The sequence below is a fragment of the Pseudarthrobacter chlorophenolicus genome, from assembly GCF_000962805.1.
GTDB classification, from domain to species: domain Bacteria; phylum Actinomycetota; class Actinomycetes; order Actinomycetales; family Micrococcaceae; genus Arthrobacter; species Arthrobacter chlorophenolicus_A.
On sequence record NZ_JZTW01000025.1, the window covers coordinates 16,271 to 38,866 of the forward strand.

Below are 22,596 nucleotides of genomic sequence, written 5' to 3' on the forward strand. Positions count from 1 at the left end.
GGAACCATGAACCAGGCTTTTGTGTACGACGCCGTGCGCACCCCGTTCGGCAAGTTCGGCTCCGGCCTTGCCGCGGTCCGTCCGGATGACCTTGCCGCGCACGTGATCAAGGAATCCGTGCACCGCGCACCGGGACTTGATCCGGAGCGGATCGATGAGGTGGTGTTCGGCAACGCCAACGGCGCCGGCGAAGAGAACCGCAACATCGCCCGGATGGGCACGCTTTTGGCCGGGCTCCCGGTGTCCATCCCTGGCACCACGGTGAACCGGCTCTGCGGCTCGTCGCTGGACGCGGCGATCATCGCGTCCCGGCAGATCAATGCCGGCGACGCGGACCTCATTCTGGTGGGCGGGGCGGAGTCGATGTCCCGCGCCCCGTGGGTGCTGCCCAAGACCGAGAAGCCCTACCCGGCCGGGGACATGACGCTGGCCTCCACCACGCTGGGCTGGCGCCTGGTCAACAAGGCGATGCCAAAGGACTGGACCATCTCCCTGGGCGAGGCCACCGAGCGGCTCCGCGAGAAGTACGGCGTGACCCGGGAGGCGCAGGACGAGTTCGCAGCCGCGTCGCACAACTTGTCCGCCGCAGCCTGGGACGAGGGGTTCTACGACAACCTCGTCACACCGGTCCCGGGCACCGACCTGGTCCGCGACGAAGGCATCCGCCCCGGCTCGTCGGCGGAGAAGCTCGCCGGGCTGAAGACCGTGTTCCGTACGGAGAGCGGCACGGTCACCGCGGGCAACGCGTCTCCATTGTCCGACGGCGCCTCCGCGGCCTGGGTGGGCAGTGAGGCTGCCGCCGGGCTGCTGGGTCTGGACCCGCTGGCCCGGATCGCCGGGCGCGGCGCACACGCTAACGATCCCCAGTACTTCGGCTACGCCCCCGTGGAGGCCGCGAACAAGGCCCTCGCGAAGGCGGGTATCGGCTGGGAGCAGGTGGGCGCCGTCGAACTTAACGAAGCGTTCGCCGCGCAGTCCCTGGCCTGCATCAACGCCTGGGGCATCGACCCCGGGATCGTGAACCGGCACGGCGGGGCAATCGCCATGGGCCACCCGCTCGGGGCGTCCGGGACCCGGATCCTGGGCACCCTGGCCCGGTCCCTGCAGGCCTCCGGGGAACGCTGGGGTGTCGCCGCGATCTGCATCGGCGTGGGCCAGGGCCTGGCCGTTGTCCTTGAGAACATGACCGCCGCCGGAACCAACACAAAGGACCAGTAATGCTGAACTTCGTAGATTCGGTCCAGGACGCCGTCGCCGGCATCAAGGACGGCTCCACCGTGATGATCGGCGGGTTCGGCAACGCCGGGCAGCCGTTCGAACTGATCGACGCGCTGCTCGAATGCGGCGCCACGGACCTGACCGTGGTGAACAATAACGCCGGCCAGGGCGACCAGGGCCTGGCGCTGCTGATCAGGGAAGGCCGGGTGAAGAAGATGATCTGCTCCTTCCCGCGGCAGTCCGATTCCTGGCACTTCGACGCAAAGTACAAGGCCGGCGAGATCGAACTCGAACTGGTCCCGCAGGGCAACCTGGCCGAACGCATCCGGGCCGCCGGCGCCGGGATCGGCGGGTTCTTCACCCCCACCGGCTACGGCACCATGCTCGCCGAGGGCAAGGAAACCCGGATCATCGACGGCCGCGGCCAGGTCTTCGAAACCCCCATTCACGCCGACGTCGCCCTGATCAAAGCCCTGAAGGCTGACGGGAAGGGCAACCTGGTGTACCGCAAGACCGCCCGGAACTTCGGCCCCATCATGGCGGCGGCCGCGACGCACACCATCGTGCAGGTGTCCGAGATCGTCCCCACCGGCGGGCTCGACCCGGAAAACATCGTTACCCCGGGGATCTACGTCAACAGCATCGTCCAGGTGTCCGGCAGCGGTGCCGGTGCCACGAACGGAAAGGTGGCCTGAGATGAGCCTCACCGAAACCAGCATCAAGACATCAGATACGCCCCTGGGCCGGGACGACCTGGCCCGGCTGGTGGCCAAGGACATCGCCCCGGGCTCATTCGTGAACCTGGGCATCGGCCAGCCCACCCTGGTGTCCAACTACCTCACCGACGAACAAAACATCACCCTCCACACCGAGAACGGCATGCTGGGCATGGGCCCGGCCGCCGAGGGCGACGAGATCGACGGCGACCTCATCAATGCCGGCAAGATCCCCGTCACCGAACTCCCCGGTGCGTCCTACTTCCATCACGCGGACTCCTTTGCCATCATGCGCGGCGGCCACCTGGACATCTGCGTCCTGGGCGCCTTCCAGGTTTCCGCCACCGGGGACCTCGCCAACTGGCACACCGGGGCACCCGGGGCGATTCCCGCCGTCGGCGGCGCCATGGACCTCGCCACCGGCGCCAAGGACGTCTTCGTCATGATGACCCTGCTGACCCGCGAAGGCGCGTCCAAGATCGTGGAGTCCTGCACCTACCCGCTCACAGGCGTCGGCTGCGTCACCCGCGTTTACACCGACAAAGGCGTCTTCCTCACCGGCCCGGATGGCGTCACCGTCCGCGAAACCTTCGGCTGCACCCTCGAAGAGCTCCAGGAACTGGTGCCCGTCCCCCTCAAGGCAGCGCCCGCCGCCGTCGGTGGTTGAGCCCTTCTAAACCCGCCGCGCCCGCCGCCCCTAGGATTGGTAACCATGACCGACGCCGTCCGCACGGACACCCAGCCACCGCAGGCCAGCGACCAGTATGTCCAGTCGCTGGCACGCGGCCTGGCAGTGATCCGCGCCTTTGACGCCGACCGCCCGGTCATGACCCTCAGCGAGGTGGCGGGCCAAACCCGCCTGACCCGGGCCACCGCACGCCGGTTCCTGCACACCCTGGTGGAGCTGGGCTACGTCCGCACAGACGGCAAGACGTTCGCCCTGACGGCACAGGTGCTGCAGCTTGGCTACGCCTACCTCTCCGGGCTCTCGCTGCCGCAGCTGGCCCAGCCGCACCTTGAGGAGCTGTCCCTGAAACTGGGGGAGTCGACGTCGGCGGCTGTCCTGGACGGCGTGGACATTGCCTACATCGCCCGGGTGACCACCCGCCGCATCATGAACGTGGGCATCACCGTGGGCACACGGTTCCCGGCCTACGCCACCTCCATGGGACGGGTGCTCCTGGCTAACCTGCCGGCCGCCGGGCTCAAGGAGTACCTCGCCGCAGCGGACATCCGGCCGCTCACACCCCGGGCCCTGGCCACCGTCCCGGAACTGCTGGCGGTGCTGGAAACCGTCCGAACGCAGGGCTGGTGCCTGCTGGACCAGGAACTGGAACCGGGCCTGATGTCCGTGGCGGCACCGGTGTTTGACGGAGCCAAGGTGGTGGCTGCGGTCAACGTGTCGCTGCAGGCCCAGTCCGTGGCAGCGCGGGAGGACCCGGAAGCCTACCTGGCTTCGGTGGCGCAGGAGATCGCGGCCACCGCCAAGCTCATCTCCGCGGACCTCACCGCCCGCGGCTGACCCGTTCCCAAAGAGTTTTTGGGCAGATATCACGACCTCCGGAGTGTCTAGCTCGCGTTATCTGTCCGAAAACTCCGGGGTGAGGTAACTCTTTGCCATCCATCCGGGTCCTGCCACTCCCGCCGCAGCAGCGCCCGTCCTAGACTCAACCCAACTGTGCGCAGCAGAGTGGCTGCCGCAAGACTGCCGGACGCGGCAGGAAGGGAGCGTGCGGGTGAAACTGGGCATTCCGCGGGAACGCCGGGAGGGCGAACGGCGCGTGGCCGCCACCCCGGACACGGTGAAACAGCTGGCCGGAATGGGCCTGGAGGTACTGGTCGAGGCGGGCGCGGGCGACGCCGCGGGGCACCCGGACCGGGACTACACGGAGGCGGGCGCCGCCGTCGTCCCTGAACTGGACACCAGCGCCGTGGACATCCTGGCGCACGTCCGCCCCCTGGACCCGCACACGGCCGCCGCACTGAAAACGGGAGCGGTCACCGTGGGGCTCGCGTCGCCGTCGTCCGAACTGCCCACGGTGCAGGCACTCGCCCGGGCCGGCGCCACGTCCTTCGCCCTGGAGCTGGTGCCGCGCATCTCCCGCGCCCAGTCCATGGACGCGCTCAGCTCCCAGGCCCTGGTGGCCGGCTACCGCTGCGTGCTGGAAGCCGCCATCCGGCTGCCCAGGTTCTTCCCCCTCTACATGACCGCCGCCGGCACGGTCCCGCCCGCCCGCGTCCTGGTGCTCGGAGCCGGCGTTGCCGGGCTGCAGGCGATCGGCACGGCCAAACGGCTTGGCGCGCGGGTGTCCGCCAATGACATCCGGCCCGCCTCCGCGGACGAGGTCGCGTCCATGGGAGGCACCTTCATCCGCCTGGACCTGGAAACCGCAGAAGCTGCCGGCGGCTACGCCCGCCAGCTCAGTTCCGACGCCGGCACCCGGCAGCGGCAGTTGCTCGCGCCGCACGTGGCGGAGTCGGACGTTCTCATTACGACGGCGGCCGTCCCGGGAAGGCGCGCACCGCTCCTGGTGACCCGCGAGATGGTGCAGGGCATGCGGGCCGGGTCCGTCGTCGTCGACCTCGCCGCGGAGTCCGGCGGCAATGTGGAGGGAGCGGTCCCGGGCGAGGATGTCGCCGTGCCTACCGCCGACGGCTCCGGCCACGTGACCCTGGTGGGACTGAAGGACCCCGCATCCACCATGGCCTTCGACGCCTCCCGCCTCTATGCCAAGAACGTCGCCAACCTCCTGGCGCTGATGGTCAGGGACGGCAAACTCGTCCTGGACTTCGGGGACGAGGTGGTGGCCGGAGCGTGCCTCACCCATGACGGCCAGGTGCGGCACGGTCCCACGGCGGAACTGCTCGGCGAAACAGCCCGGGCCCGGCAGGAAGGGGTTCTGTGATGGACGGAATGAGCCTGCTGACCATCACGGTCCTGGCCGTCTTTGTGGGATTCGAGGTGGTGTCCAAGGTCTCCAGCACCCTGCACACGCCGCTGATGTCCGGCGCCAACGCCATCCACGGCATCATCCTGGTGGGTGCCATCATCGTGGCCGGCCAGGCAGCGGACCCGTGGGTCCTCGCGGTGGCACTGCTCGCCGTCGTCCTGGCCACGGCCAACCTGGTGGGCGGCTTCGTGGTCACGGACCGGATGCTGCACATGTTCCACGCCAAGAAGGAGATTCCGCGTACGGGCCCCGCCCAGTCAGGCGCCCCGCAGTCGGGTGCCGCCCCAAAGGCGGACGGGAAATGAGTATCCTCGACCCCGCTTGGACCGCCCTGCTCTACCTGGCCGCTGCGGTTTTCTTCATCCTGGCGCTGCGCGGCCTCAGTTCACCGCGGACCGCGCGCCGCGGCAACCTGATCGGCGCCTTCGGTGCCCTGATCGCTGTGGTCACCGTTTTCCTGTCCGCGAGGCTGGAGAACATCCCCTGGATCCTGGCCGCCATCGCCGTCGGATCCGCGGTGGCCGCCCCGGTGGCCCGGCGCGTGAAGATGACGCAGATGCCCCAGCTGGTGGCTCTGTTCAACGGCGTGGGCGGCGGTGCGGCGGCGCTGGTGGCGCTCCTGGAACTGCCCCATGCGGACGGTCCCTGGGTGCGGCTCGCCATCGTCTTCACGCTCCTGGTGGGCGCCGTCTCCTTTGCCGGCTCCGGGGTGACGTTCGCCAAGCTGCAGGAACTGATGACCACCCGGCCGGTGCTGTTCCCCGGCCTGCCCGTGGTGATGACTGCAGTGCTGCTGGCATCAGTGGCGGCCGGCGTTGCGGTTGTCATCACCGGGTCTACGGTGCTCGCGGTGCTGCTGCTGGTCCTGGGCCTCGCGGCCGGCGTCCTGCTGGTGCTGCCCGTGGGCGGTGCGGACGTCCCTATCGTGATTTCGCTGCTGAACGCCTTCACCGGCCTGGCCGTCGCGGCATCCGGCCTCGTGCTGGGCAATGTACTGCTGGTGGTGGCCGGCACCCTGGTGGGCGCCTCCGGCACCATCCTCACCCGCGCCATGGCGGCGGCCATGGGCCGCAGCGTCGCGGGCATCCTGTTCGGCGCCTTCCGGGGAGGCTCGACGGCGGGATCCACCGCCGTGAGCGACCGCCCGGTGCGCTCGTCCACGCCTGAGGACGTGGCGGTACTCCTGCGTTATGCGCAGCGGGTGATTATCGTCCCCGGCTACGGCCTCGCGGTGGCGCAGGGGCAGCACACGGCGGCGGAACTGGCGCAGGCGCTGGAAGCCCGGGGGATCGAGGTGGACTTTGCCATCCACCCCGTGGCGGGCCGGATGCCCGGTCACATGAACGTGCTCCTGGCCGAGGCCAACGTGCCCTACGAGTCGCTCAAGGAAATGGTGGAGATCAACCCCGAGTTCAAGACTGCGGATGTGGCCCTGGTGGTGGGCGCCAACGACGTTGTGAATCCCGCAGCCAAGACGTCCTCCGGCTCACCGATTTACGGCATGCCCATCCTTGAAGTCTCCGCCGCCCGCCAGGTGGTGTTCCTCAAGCGCTCCATGCGCCCTGGCTTCGCCGGCATCGAAAACGAACTGCTGTACGAGCCGCAGACCTCCCTGCTTTTCGGGGATGCCAAGGATTCGCTCGCCCAGGTGCTGGGGGCGGTCAAGGCCCTCTAACCGGGTTTGGCCGGAAGGCGGCGGCGGGCAGGCTACTCTTCTCTCAGAAGCTTGCTTTCCATTCCGCCACTGAAGGACGCCATGACTGCCAACAGCTCCACTTCACCCAGACGCGCCGCCATCATCGTCAATCCGGCCAAGCCGGTGGAGTTCGATGTGCGCGGCCTGGTGGCCAAGCACTGTGTGGAAAACGGTTGGGGCGAAGCCATCTGGCTGGAAACCACCAAGGAGGACCCGGGCGTGGGCCAGGCGAAGGAAGCCCTGGCTCAGGGAGCGGACATCGTCATCGCCGCCGGGGGAGACGGGACCGTCCGGTGCGTGGCCGAGGTCCTCGCCGGCGGGGACGTGCCCATGGGACTCCTTCCGCTGGGAACCGGGAACCTGCTGGCCCGCAACCTCGGCATGGATGTCACGGATTACGACGGCGCCATGGCGGCGGCACTGAGCGGCACCGAACGCAAGATCGACGTGGTCCGCGCGGTGCGCAATGATCCGGACAAGGAACAGATCTTCCTGGTGATGGCCGGCGTCGGCTACGACGCCACCATCATGGCGGACACCAACGAGGACCTGAAGGACAAGGTTGGCTGGCTGGCCTATGTGGACGCCGGCATCCGCAACCTGCCCGGCAAGCCGGTCAAGGCCACCGTGGTGATTGATGGCGAGACCGTGGTGCACCGCGGCGTCCGCAGCGTGATGGTGGGCAACTGCGGAAAGGTCCAGGGCGGCCTGGAGATCTTCCCCGAGGCCAAGGTGGACGACGGGCTGCTGGACATTGCCGTGCTGGCCCCGCACCACGGCAAGCTGGGCTGGCTCTCAGTGCTGGCCGGCATCATCGGCAAGGGCCGGAACCGGGACACCGCCGTGGAGTACTTCCAGGGCAAGGCCGTGGAAATCACCCTCGAACACGCGGACAACTACCAGCTGGACGGCGACCACGAGGGCGAAGGCAAGCACGTCCTGATGACCATGGAGCCGGGCGCCCTCACCCTCCGGATGTAACCCCCACCTGAGCAGCGCCAAGTGCCGTTTTGAACCGTCAGAAGGGCACTTCGCGCTACCTAGTTGGGGCTGGCAGTGGCGGACTTGTGCGCCAGGATCTCCGCGAGTTCGGCCAGCCGGTGCGCCCTGGCCGATTCGGCGGGCGTGAACGGTTCCCCGGGGCGGGAGAAAACCACCGGGCCGTGCCACGCGGTGGGGATCTTCAGGCGGGTGCCGTCGTCGGCCGCCGTGCCGGGAACGTCCGACGGCGGCACGATCCGTGCGCCCAGCAGTTCAGCCACGGCGAGGGGAAGTTCGTCCGGGGCGTCGGCAATCCTGGCGGCGAGGCTCAGCGCCTTCGTTTGGCCGTCGGCCATAGCCAGCGCGGTGGTGGGCCACACGTGCGCTCGGCTGCCGCCGCCGTCGTGCAACGCTGCCAGCAGCTCGCGCTCATCCATGGCGCCCGGTGCAGACAGTACAAACTCATCCAGCACCCCACCCGGGACCGGATGGACGTGGATGCCCAGGATGTTGATGCCGTTCCGGGCCAAGGCGCCCGTGACCTTTTCCAGCGCACCGGGCTGGTCCTGCAGGACCGTTCGCGCCCGCCAGAGAGCCGGCGCGGCTTCCAGTTTGCGGTGGCGGCGCAGTGCCGGAGCGTGCAGCCAGCCGCGCAGGATCCGGGCAGCGGACGGCTCGGCCACCCAGATCACCAGCACGGTGGCCGTCAGCGTGAGCACCAGCACTTTGGCCACATAGGGCAGGTGGGTTTCCACCACCAGGGCGTGGACCAGCAGCTCGATGGGCAGCATGACGGCCACATTGGCGGCGGTCAGGCGGGCCTTGGGCGGATCGGGCATCTGTCCGCAGACCTCGCAGCTGAGTTCGGCGGCGGGTGTGGCCCGCGGTGCGTGCTTCATGAGCCAAGCATTCGTGCGTGCTGTTTCTGCTGCGTTGCCTGCCGATTCCATTCAAGGGAATTTAATGGGTGGGTTCGGGGGCTGGCGCCATAGGATCTATTGGGAACATCAGTGCGGCCGGCCGCCCATCAGGACAACCGGATACCGCAGGAAAGGCGCTGCCCACGTGAAGATGCTTGCTGAGATGTTCAGCATTGGTCCCGGCAACAAGGACCACCACCCGGCCCTCCGGTGCGCTGTGGGCGTCTTCGTTCCGCTGATCACCCTGGTGCTGATCGGCCGCCTGGACGTGGCCATCTTCGCCTCTTTCGGGGCCTTCACCGGGATCTACGGCCGCGGCGAACCGCACGGGGCCCGCTTCGTCCTGCAGCTCCGGGCCGGGCTCCTGATGCTGCTGGTCATGTTCCTGGCTGCCCTGTCCGCCAGGATGGAAACAGTGTTCGGCCTGGACCGGAGCACCACCACTTGGCTCCTGGTGCTGGCCACCACACTCGTTGCCGGTGGCTGCTCCGTGGCTATTTCCTGGCTGCGGCTGCGCCCGGGCGGCTCCCTGTTCCACATCTTTGCCTTCGCGGCCATCGCGTCCATCCCCAACCAGCCTCCACTGTGGCAGGGCATGCTGGTTGCGGTACTCACCACCGTGCTGTGCCTGCTGATCGGCTTTTCGTCCCGGATCCTGCCCAGCCACCGCACCCCGTGGACCTGGCCGCCCCGCATCCGGCGCACGCCGGCGGAGAAGCGGACCGCCTGGCTTGAGGGCCTCGGCTACCTGGTGGCGGCAGGGCTGGCGGGCTCGCTGGCAACCTGGGCCGGGCAGCAGCTGGGATTCGGGCACAACTACTGGGCCATGGTGGCCGCGGTGGTGCCCCTGGTGGGCCACACCACCCGGCACCGGATCCGGCGCGGCGTCCAGCGAATCATCGGCACCGTTCTTGGCCTGCTGGTCCTGGCGGCGGTCCTGCTGCTGGGGCTGGAGCCGTGGCAGACCGTGCTGGTGATGGCCCTCTGCCAGTTCGGTGCGGAGATGTTCATCATCCGCCAGTATTTGCTGGCGCAGGTCTTCGTGACTCCCTTGGCCCTCATCTCCACCCTCCTGGTGGTCCCCGCCTCGCCGTCGGCACTGCTGCGCGACCGCATCATCGAAACCGTCATCGGTGCCGCCGTGGGCATTGCCGTGGTGCTGGCTCCCGCGGCGTGGCGCCGCCTCAGGCCGGGCCCTGCACAGGGTACGACGCCGGCCTGACCGCCTCCCATCCGCGGCCGGCCCTTAGCGGCCCGGACGTCCTGGGGCCCTGCCGCGGTAGGCTGGTCTTCCCATTGAACGGAAGGTGTGGCGGTGGCTAACTCACAGTCGGGGGATTCGGTGGTGGACCGGATAGTCCGGCTGATCTCCGCCTTTCCGCAGGACGCTGGCGCCCTGCAGCTTTCCGACCTGGCCGCAAGGGCCGGGCTGCCGCTGACCACCACGCACCGGCTGGTGGGCCAGCTCGCGGGCCACGGCCTGCTCGAAACCGAACCCGGCGGCATGGTCCGGCCGGGCCTCCGGCTTTGGGCGCTGGTAAACCGCGCCTCCCCGGCCTTGGCACTGCGGCAGGCGGCCATGCCGTTCATGGAGGACATCCAGCACGTCCTGAACCAGAACGTGAACCTCGCGGTGCTGGATGGCTGGGAGGTGCTGTTTGTAGAGCGGTTGTCGCGGCGCGGATCGGCGATCAACCGGGCGCAGGTGGCCGGCAGGATGCCCATCCACATCTCCTCCGCCGGGCTGGCGCTGATGGCGCACCGGGAGAAGGCGCTGCAGGCCAGTTACCTGGCCCAGTTCTCCGACCCCGACGGGAAACTCACCGCGGGTGACGTCCGGGCCCTGTTGGCCGAAACCTCGAACCAGGGCTTCGCCCAGCTCAAGGGCGTGGTTGATCCGGACACCTGGGGCATTGCCGTGCCCGTCCTCAACCGCCGCCAGCGTGCCGTGGCCTCGCTCGGCGTCGTGGTTCCGCTCCAGGAGATGCGGCTGCAGGCGTTGGTGCCCGCGCTGCAGACCGCCGCACGGGGCATCGCCCGCCGCCTCGCGGATTCCTGAACCATTCAACGGAATCACTGTAACGCCGGTCACCCGGAGTGGCCCACACTGGGTGCCAAGCAATCCTCTGGCCCCCGGGCCCGCAACGAAGCGAGACGCAGCAATGGCACGGAAAACCATCACCACCCAGGTCGCCATCATGGGTGCCGGCCCGGCAGGACTCATGCTGTCCCACCTGTTGGCCAAGGCCGGCATTGAATCCATTGTGATCGAGGTCCGCAGCCATGATGAGATCGCCCGCACCGTCCGTGCCGGCATCCTGGAGCACGGCACCGTCAACCTCATGGTGGACAGTGGGGTTTCAGACCGGGTCCTGACCCACGGCGACCGGCACGACGGGATTGAATTGCGCTTCAACGGCGAGAGCCACCGCATCGACTTCAAGGACCTGGTGGGCGAGTCCGTATGGCTTTACCCGCAGACCGACGTTTTCACCGACCTTGCCGCACGCAGGACGCACGACGGCGGCGACGTCCGGTACAGCGTCACGGACACCTCCGTCCATGACCTCGAAGGCAAGCCCAAGGTGTGGTTCACGGACGCCGACGGCGCCGAATTCGAGATCCAGGCGGACTTCCTGGTGGGCGCTGACGGTTCACGCAGCCACTGCCGCTTCCAGATCCCCGAGGCCAACCGCAAGTGGTTCTTCCACGAGTACCCGTTCGCTTGGTTCGGCATCCTGGCCGAAGCCCCGCGCAGCTCGGACGAACTGATCTACGCCAACTCCGCCAATGGCTTCGCGCTCATCAGCCAGCGGACCGAGGCCGTCCAGCGGATGTACTTCCAGTGCGACCCCAAGGAAAACGTGGCCGAGTGGGACGATGACCGGATCTGGGCCGAGTTCCGCAGCCGGGTCAACGGCAATGGCTTCGAGCTCAAGGAAGGCCCGGTCATCGAGAAGATGGTGCTGCCATTCCGCAGCTTCGTCCACACGCCCATGCGTCACGGCAACCTGTTCCTCGCCGGCGACGCCGCGCACACCGTCCCGCCCACCGGCGCCAAGGGCCTCAACCTGGCCATCCATGACGTCAAGGTCCTGTTCGAGGGGCTGGACAGTCACTACAACTCCGGCTCGGACCGGCTCCTCGACGCGTACAGCGACCGCGCCCTGGAGCGGGTCTGGAAGGCCCAGCAGTTCTCCTACTGGATGACCACCATGCTGCACACTCCCGCCGACGCGGACGATTTCTCCCGCGCCCGACAGTTGGGCGAACTCAATTCGGTGGTTTCTTCACGCCATGGCATGGCCTACCTCGCCGAGGCCTACACCGGCTGGCCGGGCCGAGGCTAGGCTGGCCGAACCGAAGGAATAGTACGACGCCGGGTCGGGACGTGGCTGTCAGTGCTCGCCGTGCTCACCAAGCACCAGTCGAAAGAACAACGCTCTTCTGCGCAACCGTCCATCGGACGAGACTGCGGGCGGCCAACCCGTCGGGCGCTAACCCAACAGATAGGCCGCCGTTGTACTAGCTCTTGCCTGGCTTTCCGCGGCCAAACCAGGGCCTCGGTGGCATGAAGAACCAAAACAGGGAGATTAGCGCAAGCATAAAGAGCCCGAACAGCGTCGGTTCGGGCACGATTCCATTGGTTGCCCAGAACAAAAGCCACTGAGCAGACCACAACCCACCTGTAAATGCGAGATATACGTATGCTCGACCGGCAAACGTCCGCGGTGTCATGAGAGGTTCACCCTGGGTCATTTACTCGTCCTTTCGTCGGTTACCTGCATGCATCGTTCCAATTGATGCCTGTTCCGAAGGCCCAGGCGCCTGCGCCGCAAGCAGCGCCGCCGATGCCTGCGCTCATTGCCCCGACGGCGCCGCAGATAGCGCCGGTGGCCGCAGCGTACCCGCCAGCCGCGAACCACCCCTGCCAGCATGATGGCCCAGACCACCCAGCCGTCGTAATGGTTGGCTCAGCGTTTGCAGTTGATGTCCGCTGGACGTCGGGTGACTGCTTCGGCTGCTTCTTGGAAGTCAATGCCACCGACTGCTGCCCATCCGTGCCAGTGACAAGTTCGAAGGACTTACCGCGAATGCTGGCAACGAAACTATCAACCTGTTCCTGGGTCAAAGCCGCAGCGAGACCTTCGCCGCCTCCAGCCTCAACGGAACCGGCCTGGGCAATCAGGAAGCCTGAGAACTCCGGGCTGGACTTTAACGTCTCAAGCCTGGTCGCAAAACCCGCTGCATCCTTCTTTTTTGCTTGCTTGATCACCACGGAGATAGGAACACCCTTGGAATCGCTGACTTGGGAGGCACTGGCCCCTTTACCTACGCCGGCCGAACTTCCAACAAGCGCCGTAGTGACCACACCAGCTTGAGAGCCCTCGGCTGACGGGCCAGCATTACGGGCACCTGCGGAATATGAAGACACCGCAATCAACGCCGCAACTCCGAATCCAAACGCTGCTCGAACCGCAGCCTTTTTAAATCTAAAGCGTTCATCCACTAAGCGGTTCACGTCCGTTACCTCTTTCGTCAAGGTCCCCCCAATAAGGACGAACGCGTCAGTCTGCCAGACAGCATGTCGGATTGTCATGTCATATGCGGGACATGTGAGCCGTACGACATTCCTCGCGCCGCCGTCGTCGGCAATGGGCGCATCGCGCTCGCGGAAGGTGCGCAGCCCTTCCGGGACCGGTTGCTTGGCCTGGCCCGACGGCGGAACCGGAGCGCCGCCGTCGTCCGCGGTTCTGCGGGGTGAAGCGTCAGTCCTGGTCACCGGGCGGGGGCGGCCGGAACCTTGCTGCTGGCGCCGGACACGGCTGGCCCGGCGGCAGACGGCACATCGGCGGCCTCGATGCCCTGCGGTGGAACTTCCGGCAGCCGTTTCCGGCTGCGGCGGCGCCCGGACCGGCCATAAACGAGGTACATGGTGACGCCGGTGATGACCATCAGCAGCACGGTGTACACGAACGTGTTCGCGATGCCTTCGGTGCCCTCAGCGCCGTCCGTGTTCGCCTTGATGACCAGGCCCAGCGGCTGGACCAGCGGGTGGGCCAGGAAGATGGCGGTGTCGTAATCGTCCAGGAGGCTGTTGAAGTTCAGGGCGGTGATGGCCGCTGCCGCCGGGAGCACCAGGGGCAACAGGATCCGGCGGAACACGTACAGAGTCTTGGCGCCCATGATGGCGGCGGCTTCCTCCAGCGAGGAATTCACCGAGGCGAACGACGCCTTCAGCATCCGCAGCGTGAAAGGGATCTTCACGGTGACGAACGCGATCAGCAGGATTACTGTGGTGCCGGTTAGCACCGCCCCACCCACCAGCGGGTTCGGGTGGTCGTAGCTGATGATCAGGCCCAGCGCCAACAACGCAGACGGCAGGATCCAGGGGATGTGCAGCAGGTACTCAAAGACTGACGCCACCCAGTTCCGGTACTTCTGCAGCAGCCGGGCCACGAACAGCAGGCCGCCCACCGCGATCACAGCAGCCAGCGCGCTGTACACCACGCTGACGACGAAGGGCCGCAAACCGGCCGGCTGCGTCAGCACCCGGACATAGTTGTCCAGGGTCAGGCTGCCGGGTGAGAGCTGCCCGGTCTGGATGGCGGCGCCGTCCGCGAAGGAGTACAGCACAATGAGCAGGACCGGCAGCGTGTATACCGCGAACAGCAGGTAGGCCACTGCATGCACGGCCGCGTTGGCCACCGGGTTGGTGATGTCCTGTTTCTGCAGCTCCGAGGACACCTTGGATACCGAGAAGTACGTGCCGCCCTTCTCCAGCCGGGACATCACGGCCAGCATCACCATCGTGGCCAGGCCCAGGATGACGGCCAGCAGGGCCGCGAGGTCACGCGACGTGGGGCTGTTGGTGAACGTCAGGATCATCGGCGTGATGGTCTGGAATTCCCGGCCACCCAGGACCTGCGGCGCACTCAGGGCACCGAGCCCGGTCAGGAAGGACAGGATGGTCACGGCGAACAGCGTGGGCTTCAGCATGGGCAGGACGATCCGCCGCAGGATGGTCCACGTCGAGGCCCCCAGGTTCTTCGCCGCTTCAATGGTTTGGTAGTCCACCCCCTTCAGCGCATTGGCCACGAACAGCATGTGGTTGGTGGTGGTGGCAAACGTCATGACCACCAGCACGGCGAAGAAGCCAGAGAACCAGGCGGGGTCCATGGAGGGGAACACCTGCAGCAGCAGCGAGGTGACGATTCCCTTGTCCCCATAGATGAACTTGTAGCCAGCCGCCAGCACGATGCCGCCGTAGATGAAGGTGGTGGCGTAGCCCAGGAACAGGATCCGCGAGCCCCGGATCCTGAAGTAGTACGTCACCAGCACAATGAAGATTCCTACCGCGTTAACCGTGATGGAGAGGGCCACCGCCAGCAGGAAGCTGTTACCGAGTGCCTTCATGGCGCGCTGCGAGGAGAACAGCTTTTCCGCCGCCCGCCCCGAGAAACTTCCGTCAGGGAAGAAAGTGGCAATCAGGACGTTGATGTTGGGCCACACCAGGAACGCCGCAATAAACCAGGTGAGGACGACGCCCACCACCAGGACAAACGGGGAGCGGACCATCGCGCGGACCGGAGTTCCGCTCATGGCAGGACGACCGCCTGGTCCTGCTCCAGCCGGTCCTGCTCCTGAAGGGCCGCGCCCGTTTCGGGGTGGTATTGCAGGATGTGGTCCGGCCGCACGTACACGGTGGTTTCCGATCCCGGTTCGGGGTGGGCGCCGCCATCCTCGCGCACCAGCAGCCGGATGTCCGCGCCATGGCTGCGGACCACGTACCTGCTGTGCAGGCCATGGTAGGTCCGGGACAGCACCTTTGCGGGAAGTCCGACGGCGGCGCCGCCTCCTGCTGGCGCATCCAGGGACGCCTTTTCCACCCGCAGGTAGGAGTTGGCCTCGGTGCTGAGTCGGGCACCGGACGCAGCGTTGACCTGCGCCACGAATTCGGGCGTCAGGGTGGAGCTGTCACCAATGAAATTGCAGACGAATTCCGTGGCGGCGTGGTCATAGATCTCCTGCGGTGTGCCCACCTGCTCCACTTCGCCCTTGTTGAAGACCGCTACCCTGTCACTCATGGCCAGCGCCTCGTCCTGGTCGTGGGTGACGTAGACCGTAGTGATGCCGAACTCGCTTTGCAGGTCCTTGAGCTGCTGCCGGAGCTGGTGGCGGAGCTTGGCGTCCAGGTTGGACAGCGGCTCGTCCAGCAGCAGGATCTTGGGCCGCAGGACGAGGGCCCGGGCAACAGCCACCCGCTGTTGCTGCCCGCCGGAGAGCTCGGCGACGTTCTTGGCCAGCTGTTCGTCGCTGAGTTCCACCCGGCGGGCAATGTCCCGGACCATCCGGTCGCTGTCCGCGCCCTTTTCCTTCCGGACCCGGAGTCCAAAGGCGATGTTTTCCCACACGCTCATGCTGGGGAACAGGGCATAGTTCTGGAACACCATGCCCACCTGCCGCTTGTCGCTGGGAAGGCGGGTGACATCCGTTCCGTCCACCGTGACTGTTCCCCCGGCCGGCTGGATGAAACCGGCCAGGGTGCGCAGCGCCGTCGTCTTTCCACATCCGGAGGGCCCCAGCAGCGTGAAGAACTCGCCGGGCCGGACGTGCAGGTCCAGGTGCGGGATGGCGGTGAAGTCGCCGAAGGAAACTTTGATGCTGTCCAAGCGGATCATGGCAAACCTGTCTGTGGAACTCGGGCGGAGACGGAAGGTTGGCGCAGGCCTATGTCATGTACTCGAGTTCGATCTTCTCCACCCAGGCGCCCATGTTTTCCTGGACGAACTCCCAGTCGATGTCCTGCTGCTTGAGGTCTGCGAAGAAGTCCACCACCTCGGGGTTGGCCTGTGCCTGGGCTGACTTGTTCACCGGCATGGAATTGAACTGCTTGGCAAACTGGCCCTGGACGTCGGCACTGCCGAACCAGTCAATGAACTTCTGGGCCTGCTCCTTCTTCTTGGTGCCCTTGACGAGGGCGATCTGCTCCACCGCGAGGGGTACGCCAACGGAAGGTATGACCGTTTCCACACTGACCTTGAAGGACTTTTCCCGGTCGGCAATGATCGAGGACGGCATCTGCCCCATATCCACCTCGCCCGAGGCGATGCGGGCGAAAAGATCGGTCTTGGCCACGGCGGGGCTGCCGTTCTGGAAGTACTGTTCCACCTGCTTCCAGCCTTCGTCGGAGATTCCGAGATCGCCGGAATCGTCACGGTACCGGCTGAGGATGCCGGCAAAGACGAGTTGGGCGGTGGCGGTGCCAAGGCCGGTGACCCGCTCGTAGCGGGCCTTGAACTCATCCTTGGTCCACAGGTCCGTCCAGTCCTTCGGCGCAGCATCCCTGGAGAACTTGTCGGAGTTGTAGCCCAGCAGGATGGCCTGCTTCACCAGCGGCCAATACGTCTCGCCATCCGCCAACTGGGTGTCCACCTCACCGGCCCATGCAGGCTCATAGGGTTCCAGCGCGTCCGCCGCCTTGACCTGGGAGAAGTACATGTTGTTCAGTCCGAAGGCTACGTCGGCAATGGGGTTGTTCTTCTCGGCGATGAGCTTGTTGGTGGCGTCGGCGCCGCCGGCCCCCACAATCTCTATCTTGAACCCGGCTTCGCCCGCCTTCTGGGTCAGCCAGTCCCCGCGGCCTTCGCCGTTGGAGTTGGTGTACACCACCAGGGTGTCGCCGGATCCTCCGGCCGGGGCGGAAGAAGCCCCACCCGAGGCTCCGGGTGAGGCTTCTCCGCCGCATCCGGCAAGTAGGGTGACGGCGACGGCGGCGGCAACCAAGGTCTGTAATTTACGCACGATCAGGACTCATTTCTCCACTGGAACCGGAGCATGTCCGCACAGCCTATAGCCGGGCATGCGGAATGCGGGGCCGCTATTGCTATCGATTCGATAAACAGCCCGGCTGCCTAAGTTGGTCCAGTGATGAGAACGCCTGGTGGTCTGGGAGTGAACGCGGGGTGAAGCGTCAGTCCTGCTGCAGGGTTTCGGTCAGGTGGTGGGTGGGGATCCTGTCCCGGTCGTAAGTGATTTCGGTGTATCCGTGCGGTTCCGGCGTGCCGGCGCTATTGAGGTTGACGAAGACAATTTCCTCGATGGTCAGGATGCTCTGCCGGGTGATCATGTTGCGCACTTCCGCCCGCATGGTCAGCGAGGTCCGGCCAAATTTCGTGGCGGTCAGGCCCATTTCAATCAGGTCGCCCTGGACGGCCGAGCTCACGAAGTTGATTTCCGAGATGTACTTCGTGACGGCCCGGCCATTGCCAAGTTGCAGGATGGCGTAGATGGCGGCTTCCTCATCGATCCACTTCAGCAGGCTTCCGCCGAACAGCGTCCCGTTGGCGTTGAGGTCTTCTGGCCGGACCCATTTGCGGGTGCGGAAGGTGATGTCTGCTGATTCCATAGGCCGAGGTTAGCCGAGGCAGGCAGGACCGCATGCAGTGTGACGCCGCACGTTTCAGCGTTATGCCATGGCCGTATGGGCTGCGCTGTGCGAGTCGATGCTCTTTGCATAACAGGATGAGTGCTTGACGCCAATGTAGGGGCCGAAGTTGGGCACCGGCTCGAACCCGGAGTTCTGGTAGAAGTTGCGCCCGTCCGATTGGGCGGAGCCTGCCTCGGCCTTAATGCGGGTGATGCCCTGCTTGTAGGCCTCCGCCTCCAGGGCCGCGAGGACCGAACTGGCCACGCCGGAGCCGCGTGTGTACGGAACCACATAGAGCCGCTTGATTTCAGCGGTAGAGGCGTCCAGCAGACGCAGCCCGCCGCAGCCCACTGGCTGGCCGGACCCCTTGTCGTACGCCACGAGGAAGACGGCGCAGTCAGCTTCCGACGGCGGAGGGCCGGGTTCGTGGTCTGCAGTACCAAAGCGGGCGTCGAGTTCTGCCTGCTGCGCCCGCCGAAGGTCTGCGCCTACAGGGTGGGACCAGGCAACCTGCCTGATGTTCAGCCGCGGATTGGTCTGCATGTAGGCCTCGATTCGCCGAAGGGTTATGCAGATCAAGGCTAGGAGCGGTGGGTTACGCGGGTGTTTCTGGCCGGTAAGGGTCCGGATAACGTCATGTGCCGTCGGCGGAGGCTGCACCCGCAACTAGCTTGGCTGTCTAGTTAGCAGTTGGCCTAAGATATAGGTATGGCTTCTATAAGCAACGAGGGCTCCGGCTACTGGTACGGGCCGGACGGGCAGCTGGACTACGGAGCGGCGGTCCTCAAGTCGCTGCGGGATTACCGGGCGGCGGAGACCATCATCCGCAGGTCCACCCGCGACTCCATGGGCATGGGCGAAACCGACATCCTCGCCCTCCGGTACCTCCTGCGCGCGCAGGCCTCCGGCAAGACGGTAGTTCCCAAGGATCTTAGCCAGTTCCTGGGTATCACCAGCGCGTCAACGACGTCCCTGATCGACAGGCTGGTGTCCAGCGGGCATGTCCGCCGCGAAGCCCACCCGTCGGACCGGCGCTCCGTGGTTGTCGTCCCCACTGTTGAGTCGGACACGGAGGTCCGGGAAACTCTCGGTGCCATGCACCGGCGGATGATGACCGTCGCGGAGTCGCTCAGCGCCGAGGAAGCCAGGATTGTTGTCGCATTCCTGCAGCGGATGGCGGACGCCATTGGCGTCGTGGACGCAGAGCACCACAAATTATCTAGCTAAACTAGCTAGTTGCTCTAGTTATATGTATGCTTAGGATCAGCCCGAGAATACTGCCATATGGAGTAGTGAGCGCGTTGATCACTTTTGAGAAGGCCTCTGCAGGGGGAGCAGAGCAGACATTCCACTGCGGCACGCCCATGGAGCTGGTGACGCCCGCAGTGGGGCGGGCAGCCATGGGGTACTCGTTCGACCCGGACGAATTCGTGCCGGTAAAACTCCCACCGGTGTGGCGCTGCCAGTGCGGTTTCCAGCTTGATGCCTGGGCACCGTGCGGCGGATCCATTCAGGCGTCCCGGTGATCGCCGGCCGCTTCCTGCTCCGGGAGCGGTTGGGCCGCGGTTCCATGGCCGAAGTCTTCCGGGCCGTGGACGTGGCGGGAGGTCCGGACGTAGCCGTCAAGGTGGCGGCCGACATCTCGGACAAGCACCATCGGCGCATCCACAACGAGGCAAGGGTGCTCGCGTCGCTGCGCCACCCGTCCATCGTCAGGTTCATCGATCAGGGAGTCATGCCGGCCGGCACCTATCGCCCGGGGCATGCCTTCCTGATTGAGGAACTGGCGCTGGGAACCAGCCTCTCGGAAACTGTGCGAACCGAAAGCCACGGTGCCGACACCGTGGCGGTGTGGGCGCGCAGCATCTTCAGCGGCCTTGCCCACCTGCACGCCGCGGGGCTGGTGCACCGGGACATCAAGCCGGGCAACCTCATGCTGAGCGGCCTCCGGCGCAGCCCGGTCCGGGTCGTCGATTTCGGCATCGCGGCGGTTTCGGGCACCGCGCCGGAGCCGGGAATCTCGTCCGGAACAGTCCATTACATGAGCCCGGAACAGGCTGCGGGCGGTGTGTCCGATCCTGCCTGGGACGTCTATGCCATGGGCCTGGTACTGCTGGAACTGCTGACCGGATCCAAGGCATTCCCGGGAACTGCGGTGGAGTCGCTCGTGGCAAGGACGCTCAGGAGTCCGCACATACCCGAGTCCCTCGGGCCGCGGTGGCACCACTTCCTGAGCTCGCTGACGGCAATGGAAAGCGGTGAACGCCCGGCGGCGGATGCTGCATCCGCGATGGCCGCGCGGCTGGTTCCTCCGGCTTCGGCCGCCTCACCGGTTCTGCGGGCCCCGCGGCTTCGGCTGGCAACGGCCGCGGCACGGAGCGCAGTTCCCCGGTAGCATCCCAGGGCACCGGAACTGCGCCGGGGTTACGGGCCGCTGACGTCCTGCCCTGTGGGATCTTCGGCTGTGGGATCGGCCAGGGCCAGCCCGCCCACCGGGCTTCCTGCCCAGTGGATCAGTTTCCAGCCACTGTCCGGGTTGCCCTCCAGCGCCACGATTCCCGTGTTGGCCAGCACATGCTTGGCCGCAAACTCATGATCGATGCCCTCGGCGCGGAGCCCTGCCCAGGTCCTGATGGCTGCACCATGGCTCACCACCGCCACCGTGTCCCCCTGGCCGCCAGTCCTTTCGATGACCCTCGCAATCGCGGCGTCGAACCGCTCGAAGAATGAGTGGCCGTCGGGTCCTGCGGGCATCCGGGTGTCCAGGTCGCCAGCGGCCCAGGAGATCACCGTGCCCATGTACCGCTTATGCGACTCGTGGTCCGTCAGTTTCTCCAGCGACCCGGCTTCGATCTCGTGGAGCCCGTCCAGCACCGTGACCTCCAGTCCGTGAAGCCTGCCCAGCGGCGCCGCAGTAATCTGCGTACGGACCAACGTGGAGGCGAAGAGCGCCCGAATGGGTTCATTAACCAGCGACCGCGCCATGGCCTCCGCTTGCCGTTCGCCCAGTTCGGTCAGGCCGGGGCCGGGATGGGCGGTGTCCAGTTGGCCGAGGACGTTTCCGGGAGTCTCTCCGTGGCGGATGAGCAGAAGCTTCATGCCCTCCAGTTTCGCACTCCGCCGCGGTGCCGCCGAAACGGGCACCCGGCCCGGACGGAACGCCGCGGAGAGACGAAAGGCGCCGGACCCTGCCGGGCCCGGCGCCGCCGTCGTGCGTTGTCCGCGTCTTGGGTGCGGGACTACTTCAGGTGGTCCACCAGCTGGTCCGCGATGCCTGTGTACTTGCCGGGCGTCAGGGCCAGCAGCCGGGCCTCGGCGTCGGCGGACAGGCCCAGGCCCTGCACGAATTCCTGCATCCGGGCCGCGTCCACGCGGTTGCCGCGGGTGAGGTCCTTGAGCCGCTCGTAGGGGTTTTCCATGCCTTCGACGCCGGCAATCGCTTCTGCGCGCATCACCATCTGGATCGCCTCGCCCAGGACTTCCCAGTTGGTGTCCAGGTCCCCGGCGAGAACGTCCTCGGCTACGTCAAGGCGCTCCAGGCCCTTGGCAACGTTGGAGATGGCCAGGAGGGAGTGGCCGAATGCCACGCCGATGTTGCGCTGGCTGGAGGAATCGGTGAGGTCCCGCTGCCAGCGGGAGGTGACCAGGGTGGAGCCCAGGACGTCCAGCAGGCCGGAGGAGATTTCCAGGTTTGCCTCGGCGTTTTCGAAGCGGATGGGGTTGACCTTGTGCGGCATGGTGGACGATCCGGTTGCGCCCGCCACCGGGATCTGCGCGAAGTAGCCGATGGAGATGTAGCTCCAGATGTCTGTGCAGACGTTGTGCAGGATGCGGTTGAAGCGCGCCACATCGGCGTACAGCTCGGCCTGCCAGTCGTGGCTTTCGATCTGCGTGGTGAGCGGGTTCCAGGTCAGCCCCAGGCCTTCGACGAACGACTTGGAGACCTGCTGCCAGTCAGCCCCGGGAACGGAGGCCACGTGCGCGGCGTAGGTGCCGGTGGCACCGTTGATCTTGCCCAGGTATTCGGTCTTGGCGATGCGGTCCAGCTGGCGGTTCAGGCGGTGTGCGATGACCGCGAGTTCCTTGCCGAGCGTGGTGGGGGTGGCCGGCTGGCCGTGGGTGCGGGACAGCATGGGCACGGCGCGGTTGTCCTCGGCCATCGTGCTGATCTGTGCCACCAGGGCGCGGGCTGCGGGCAGCCACACGTCCTCCACAGCCCCCTTGACGCCAAGCGCGTAAGAAAGGTTGTTGATGTCCTCGGACGTGCAGCCGAAGTGGACCATGGCGGTCAGGTTTTCGATGCCGATGGCGGGGAGGCGGCGGCCGATGTAGTACTCCACGGCCTTCACGTCGTGCACCGTCACGGCTTCGATTTCGGCCAGTTCTGACACGGATGCGGCGTCGAATTCGGTGACGACGGCGCGCAGCTGCTGCTGCTGTTCGGCCGACAGCGGGCCGGCGCCGGGCAGGACGTTGTTGCTGGTCAGGTGGATCAGCCATTCAACTTCGACGGCCACGCGGTCCCGGTTGAGCGCTGCCTCGGACAGGTAGTCGACCAGCGGGGCCACTGCCGGCTGGTACCGGCCGTCCAGGGGGCCCAGGGCGATTTTTTCCGTGGACGCGGCAAGGGCCAGGCGTCCTGAGGGCGTGCGGGTATCAGCTGTGGCGGCAGTTTCAGGCATGT

Annotated in this window: 23 protein-coding genes; 14 read left to right on the forward strand and 9 right to left on the reverse strand. The window is 66.4% G+C overall.

Annotation, left to right across the window (positions count from 1 at the left end):
- The first annotated feature begins 6 nt into the window (after positions 1 to 6).
- The 8 genes from UC32_RS18565 (at position 7) to UC32_RS18600 (ending at position 7,562) form a co-directional block, all read left to right on the forward strand.
- A complete protein-coding gene (locus UC32_RS18565; RefSeq protein WP_045732647.1) occupies positions 7 to 1,218 on the forward strand; it encodes a thiolase family protein in 1,212 nt (403 codons plus the stop codon).
- Entirely contained in the window at positions 1,218 to 1,913 is a 696-nt protein-coding gene (locus UC32_RS18570; RefSeq protein ID WP_045732648.1) for a 3-oxoacid CoA-transferase subunit A, read from the forward strand. Before UC32_RS18565 ends, UC32_RS18570 begins: the two co-directional genes overlap by 1 nt.
- A 1-nt stretch (position 1,914) precedes the next feature.
- Positions 1,915 to 2,601, forward strand: a complete 687-nt coding sequence (locus UC32_RS18575) for a 3-oxoacid CoA-transferase subunit B (RefSeq protein ID WP_045732649.1) — start codon at positions 1,915 to 1,917, stop codon at positions 2,599 to 2,601.
- Between the two features lie 45 nt (positions 2,602 to 2,646).
- Positions 2,647 to 3,456, forward strand: coding sequence for an IclR family transcriptional regulator domain-containing protein (locus UC32_RS18580; RefSeq protein WP_045732650.1), 810 nt, complete (start codon positions 2,647 to 2,649; stop codon positions 3,454 to 3,456).
- A gap of 214 nt (positions 3,457 to 3,670) precedes the next feature.
- The gene (locus UC32_RS18585; RefSeq protein WP_045732680.1) at positions 3,671 to 4,840 is read left to right on the forward strand and encodes a Re/Si-specific NAD(P)(+) transhydrogenase subunit alpha; all 1,170 of its coding nucleotides are present in this window, start codon (positions 3,671 to 3,673) and stop codon (positions 4,838 to 4,840) included.
- A complete protein-coding gene (locus UC32_RS18590; RefSeq protein ID WP_045732651.1) occupies positions 4,840 to 5,190 on the forward strand; it encodes an NAD(P) transhydrogenase subunit alpha part 2 in 351 nt (116 codons plus the stop codon). Before UC32_RS18585 ends, UC32_RS18590 begins: the two co-directional genes overlap by 1 nt.
- Positions 5,187 to 6,560 carry an NAD(P)(+) transhydrogenase (Re/Si-specific) subunit beta gene (locus UC32_RS18595; RefSeq protein ID WP_045732652.1) on the forward strand — a complete coding sequence of 458 codons (1,374 nt, stop codon included), beginning with the start codon at positions 5,187 to 5,189 and terminating at the stop codon, positions 6,558 to 6,560. The genes UC32_RS18590 and UC32_RS18595 overlap by 4 nt, the downstream gene beginning before the upstream one ends.
- A gap of 81 nt (positions 6,561 to 6,641) precedes the next feature.
- Positions 6,642 to 7,562, forward strand: coding sequence for a diacylglycerol/lipid kinase family protein (locus UC32_RS18600; protein WP_045732653.1), 921 nt, complete (start codon positions 6,642 to 6,644; stop codon positions 7,560 to 7,562).
- 59 nt (positions 7,563 to 7,621) lie between these two features.
- Here the strand turns inward: UC32_RS18600 and UC32_RS18605 are convergent, their stop codons facing one another.
- Entirely contained in the window at positions 7,622 to 8,461 is an 840-nt protein-coding gene (locus UC32_RS18605) for an ACT domain-containing protein (protein ID WP_045732654.1), read from the reverse strand.
- A 166-nt stretch (positions 8,462 to 8,627) separates the two neighbouring features.
- Between UC32_RS18605 and UC32_RS18610 the strand changes: the two genes are divergently transcribed.
- From UC32_RS18610 to UC32_RS18620, 3 genes are all read left to right on the forward strand, one after another.
- Positions 8,628 to 9,704: an FUSC family protein gene (locus UC32_RS18610; RefSeq protein WP_045732655.1), complete on the forward strand. Its 1,077-nt coding sequence runs from the start codon at positions 8,628 to 8,630 to the stop codon at positions 9,702 to 9,704.
- A gap of 93 nt (positions 9,705 to 9,797) precedes the next feature.
- A complete protein-coding gene (locus UC32_RS18615) occupies positions 9,798 to 10,541 on the forward strand; it encodes an IclR family transcriptional regulator (protein ID WP_045732681.1) in 744 nt (247 codons plus the stop codon).
- A gap of 103 nt (positions 10,542 to 10,644) precedes the next feature.
- Positions 10,645 to 11,832 (forward strand): 4-hydroxybenzoate 3-monooxygenase, encoded by a 1,188-nt coding sequence (locus tag UC32_RS18620; protein ID WP_045732656.1) that lies wholly within the window; start codon positions 10,645 to 10,647, stop codon positions 11,830 to 11,832.
- Between the two features lie 428 nt (positions 11,833 to 12,260).
- Here UC32_RS18620 and UC32_RS18625 read toward each other — a convergent pair whose 3' ends face one another.
- The 6 genes from UC32_RS18625 to UC32_RS18650 form a co-directional block, all read right to left on the reverse strand.
- Positions 12,261 to 13,025 (reverse strand): hypothetical protein, encoded by a 765-nt coding sequence (locus UC32_RS18625; protein ID WP_152642665.1) that lies wholly within the window; start codon positions 13,023 to 13,025, stop codon positions 12,261 to 12,263.
- 236 nt (positions 13,026 to 13,261) lie between these two features.
- Positions 13,262 to 15,085 (reverse strand): ABC transporter permease, encoded by a 1,824-nt coding sequence (locus UC32_RS18630; protein WP_045732658.1) that lies wholly within the window; start codon positions 15,083 to 15,085, stop codon positions 13,262 to 13,264.
- Complete coding sequence (locus UC32_RS18635) at positions 15,082 to 16,164, reverse strand: ABC transporter ATP-binding protein (protein ID WP_045732659.1); 1,083 nt, start codon at positions 16,162 to 16,164, stop codon at positions 15,082 to 15,084. Before UC32_RS18635 ends, UC32_RS18630 begins: the two co-directional genes overlap by 4 nt.
- Positions 16,165 to 16,213: 49 nt before the next feature.
- A complete protein-coding gene (locus UC32_RS18640) occupies positions 16,214 to 17,287 on the reverse strand; it encodes an extracellular solute-binding protein (RefSeq protein ID WP_045732660.1) in 1,074 nt (357 codons plus the stop codon).
- Positions 17,288 to 17,456: 169 nt separating this feature from the next.
- Positions 17,457 to 17,891, reverse strand: a complete 435-nt coding sequence (locus UC32_RS18645; protein ID WP_082072216.1) for an acyl-CoA thioesterase — start codon at positions 17,889 to 17,891, stop codon at positions 17,457 to 17,459.
- A 60-nt stretch (positions 17,892 to 17,951) separates the two neighbouring features.
- Entirely contained in the window at positions 17,952 to 18,455 is a 504-nt protein-coding gene (locus tag UC32_RS18650) for a GNAT family N-acetyltransferase (protein WP_045732661.1), read from the reverse strand.
- A gap of 165 nt (positions 18,456 to 18,620) precedes the next feature.
- Here UC32_RS18650 and UC32_RS18655 point away from each other — a divergent pair, with 165 nt between their 5' ends.
- From UC32_RS18655 to UC32_RS18665, 3 genes are all read left to right on the forward strand, one after another.
- Entirely contained in the window at positions 18,621 to 19,139 is a 519-nt protein-coding gene (locus tag UC32_RS18655) for a MarR family winged helix-turn-helix transcriptional regulator (RefSeq protein ID WP_045732662.1), read from the forward strand.
- A 65-nt stretch (positions 19,140 to 19,204) separates the two neighbouring features.
- Positions 19,205 to 19,438, forward strand: a complete 234-nt coding sequence (locus tag UC32_RS20855) for a hypothetical protein (protein ID WP_082072218.1) — start codon at positions 19,205 to 19,207, stop codon at positions 19,436 to 19,438.
- Positions 19,435 to 20,307, forward strand: coding sequence for a serine/threonine-protein kinase (locus UC32_RS18665; protein WP_045732663.1), 873 nt, complete (start codon positions 19,435 to 19,437; stop codon positions 20,305 to 20,307). Before UC32_RS20855 ends, UC32_RS18665 begins: the two co-directional genes overlap by 4 nt.
- A 29-nt stretch (positions 20,308 to 20,336) precedes the next feature.
- On the opposite strand, the gene UC32_RS18670 is transcribed toward UC32_RS18665, so the two are convergent.
- Positions 20,337 to 21,011, reverse strand: coding sequence for a histidine phosphatase family protein (locus UC32_RS18670; protein ID WP_045732664.1), 675 nt, complete (start codon positions 21,009 to 21,011; stop codon positions 20,337 to 20,339).
- Between the two features lie 140 nt (positions 21,012 to 21,151).
- The gene (purB, locus tag UC32_RS18675) at positions 21,152 to 22,594 is read right to left on the reverse strand and encodes an adenylosuccinate lyase (RefSeq protein WP_045732665.1); all 1,443 of its coding nucleotides are present in this window, start codon (positions 22,592 to 22,594) and stop codon (positions 21,152 to 21,154) included.
- Between the last annotated feature and the right edge of the window lie 2 nt (positions 22,595 to 22,596).

Excerpts from the sequence above, each read along its gene's own strand:
- UC32_RS18600 (WP_045732653.1), top strand. The coding sequence starts at position 6,642 with ATGACTGCCAACAGCTCCACTTCACCCAGACGCGCCGCCATCATCGTC.
- UC32_RS18595 (WP_045732652.1), top strand. The coding sequence starts at position 5,187 with ATGAGTATCCTCGACCCCGCTTGGACCGCCCTGCTCTACCTGGCCGCT.
- UC32_RS18575 (WP_045732649.1), top strand. The coding sequence starts at position 1,915 with ATGAGCCTCACCGAAACCAGCATCAAGACATCAGATACGCCCCTGGGC.
- UC32_RS18565 (WP_045732647.1), top strand. The coding sequence starts at position 7 with ATGAACCAGGCTTTTGTGTACGACGCCGTGCGCACCCCGTTCGGCAAG.
- UC32_RS18630 (WP_045732658.1), bottom strand. The coding sequence starts at position 15,085 with ATGAGCGGAACTCCGGTCCGCGCGATGGTCCGCTCCCCGTTTGTCCTG.
- UC32_RS18635 (WP_045732659.1), bottom strand. The coding sequence starts at position 16,164 with ATGATCCGCTTGGACAGCATCAAAGTTTCCTTCGGCGACTTCACCGCC.
- UC32_RS18655 (WP_045732662.1), top strand. The coding sequence starts at position 18,621 with ATGGCTTCTATAAGCAACGAGGGCTCCGGCTACTGGTACGGGCCGGAC.
- UC32_RS18570 (WP_045732648.1), top strand. The coding sequence starts at position 1,218 with ATGCTGAACTTCGTAGATTCGGTCCAGGACGCCGTCGCCGGCATCAAG.
- UC32_RS18670 (WP_045732664.1), bottom strand. The coding sequence starts at position 21,011 with ATGAAGCTTCTGCTCATCCGCCACGGAGAGACTCCCGGAAACGTCCTC.
- UC32_RS18605 (WP_045732654.1), bottom strand. The coding sequence starts at position 8,461 with ATGAAGCACGCACCGCGGGCCACACCCGCCGCCGAACTCAGCTGCGAG.
- UC32_RS18650 (WP_045732661.1), bottom strand. The coding sequence starts at position 18,455 with ATGCAGACCAATCCGCGGCTGAACATCAGGCAGGTTGCCTGGTCCCAC.
- UC32_RS18620 (WP_045732656.1), top strand. The coding sequence starts at position 10,645 with ATGGCACGGAAAACCATCACCACCCAGGTCGCCATCATGGGTGCCGGC.
- UC32_RS18580 (WP_045732650.1), top strand. The coding sequence starts at position 2,647 with ATGACCGACGCCGTCCGCACGGACACCCAGCCACCGCAGGCCAGCGAC.
- UC32_RS18645 (WP_082072216.1), bottom strand. The coding sequence starts at position 17,891 with ATGGAATCAGCAGACATCACCTTCCGCACCCGCAAATGGGTCCGGCCA.
- UC32_RS18590 (WP_045732651.1), top strand. The coding sequence starts at position 4,840 with ATGGACGGAATGAGCCTGCTGACCATCACGGTCCTGGCCGTCTTTGTG.
- purB (WP_045732665.1), bottom strand. The coding sequence starts at position 22,594 with ATGCCTGAAACTGCCGCCACAGCTGATACCCGCACGCCCTCAGGACGC.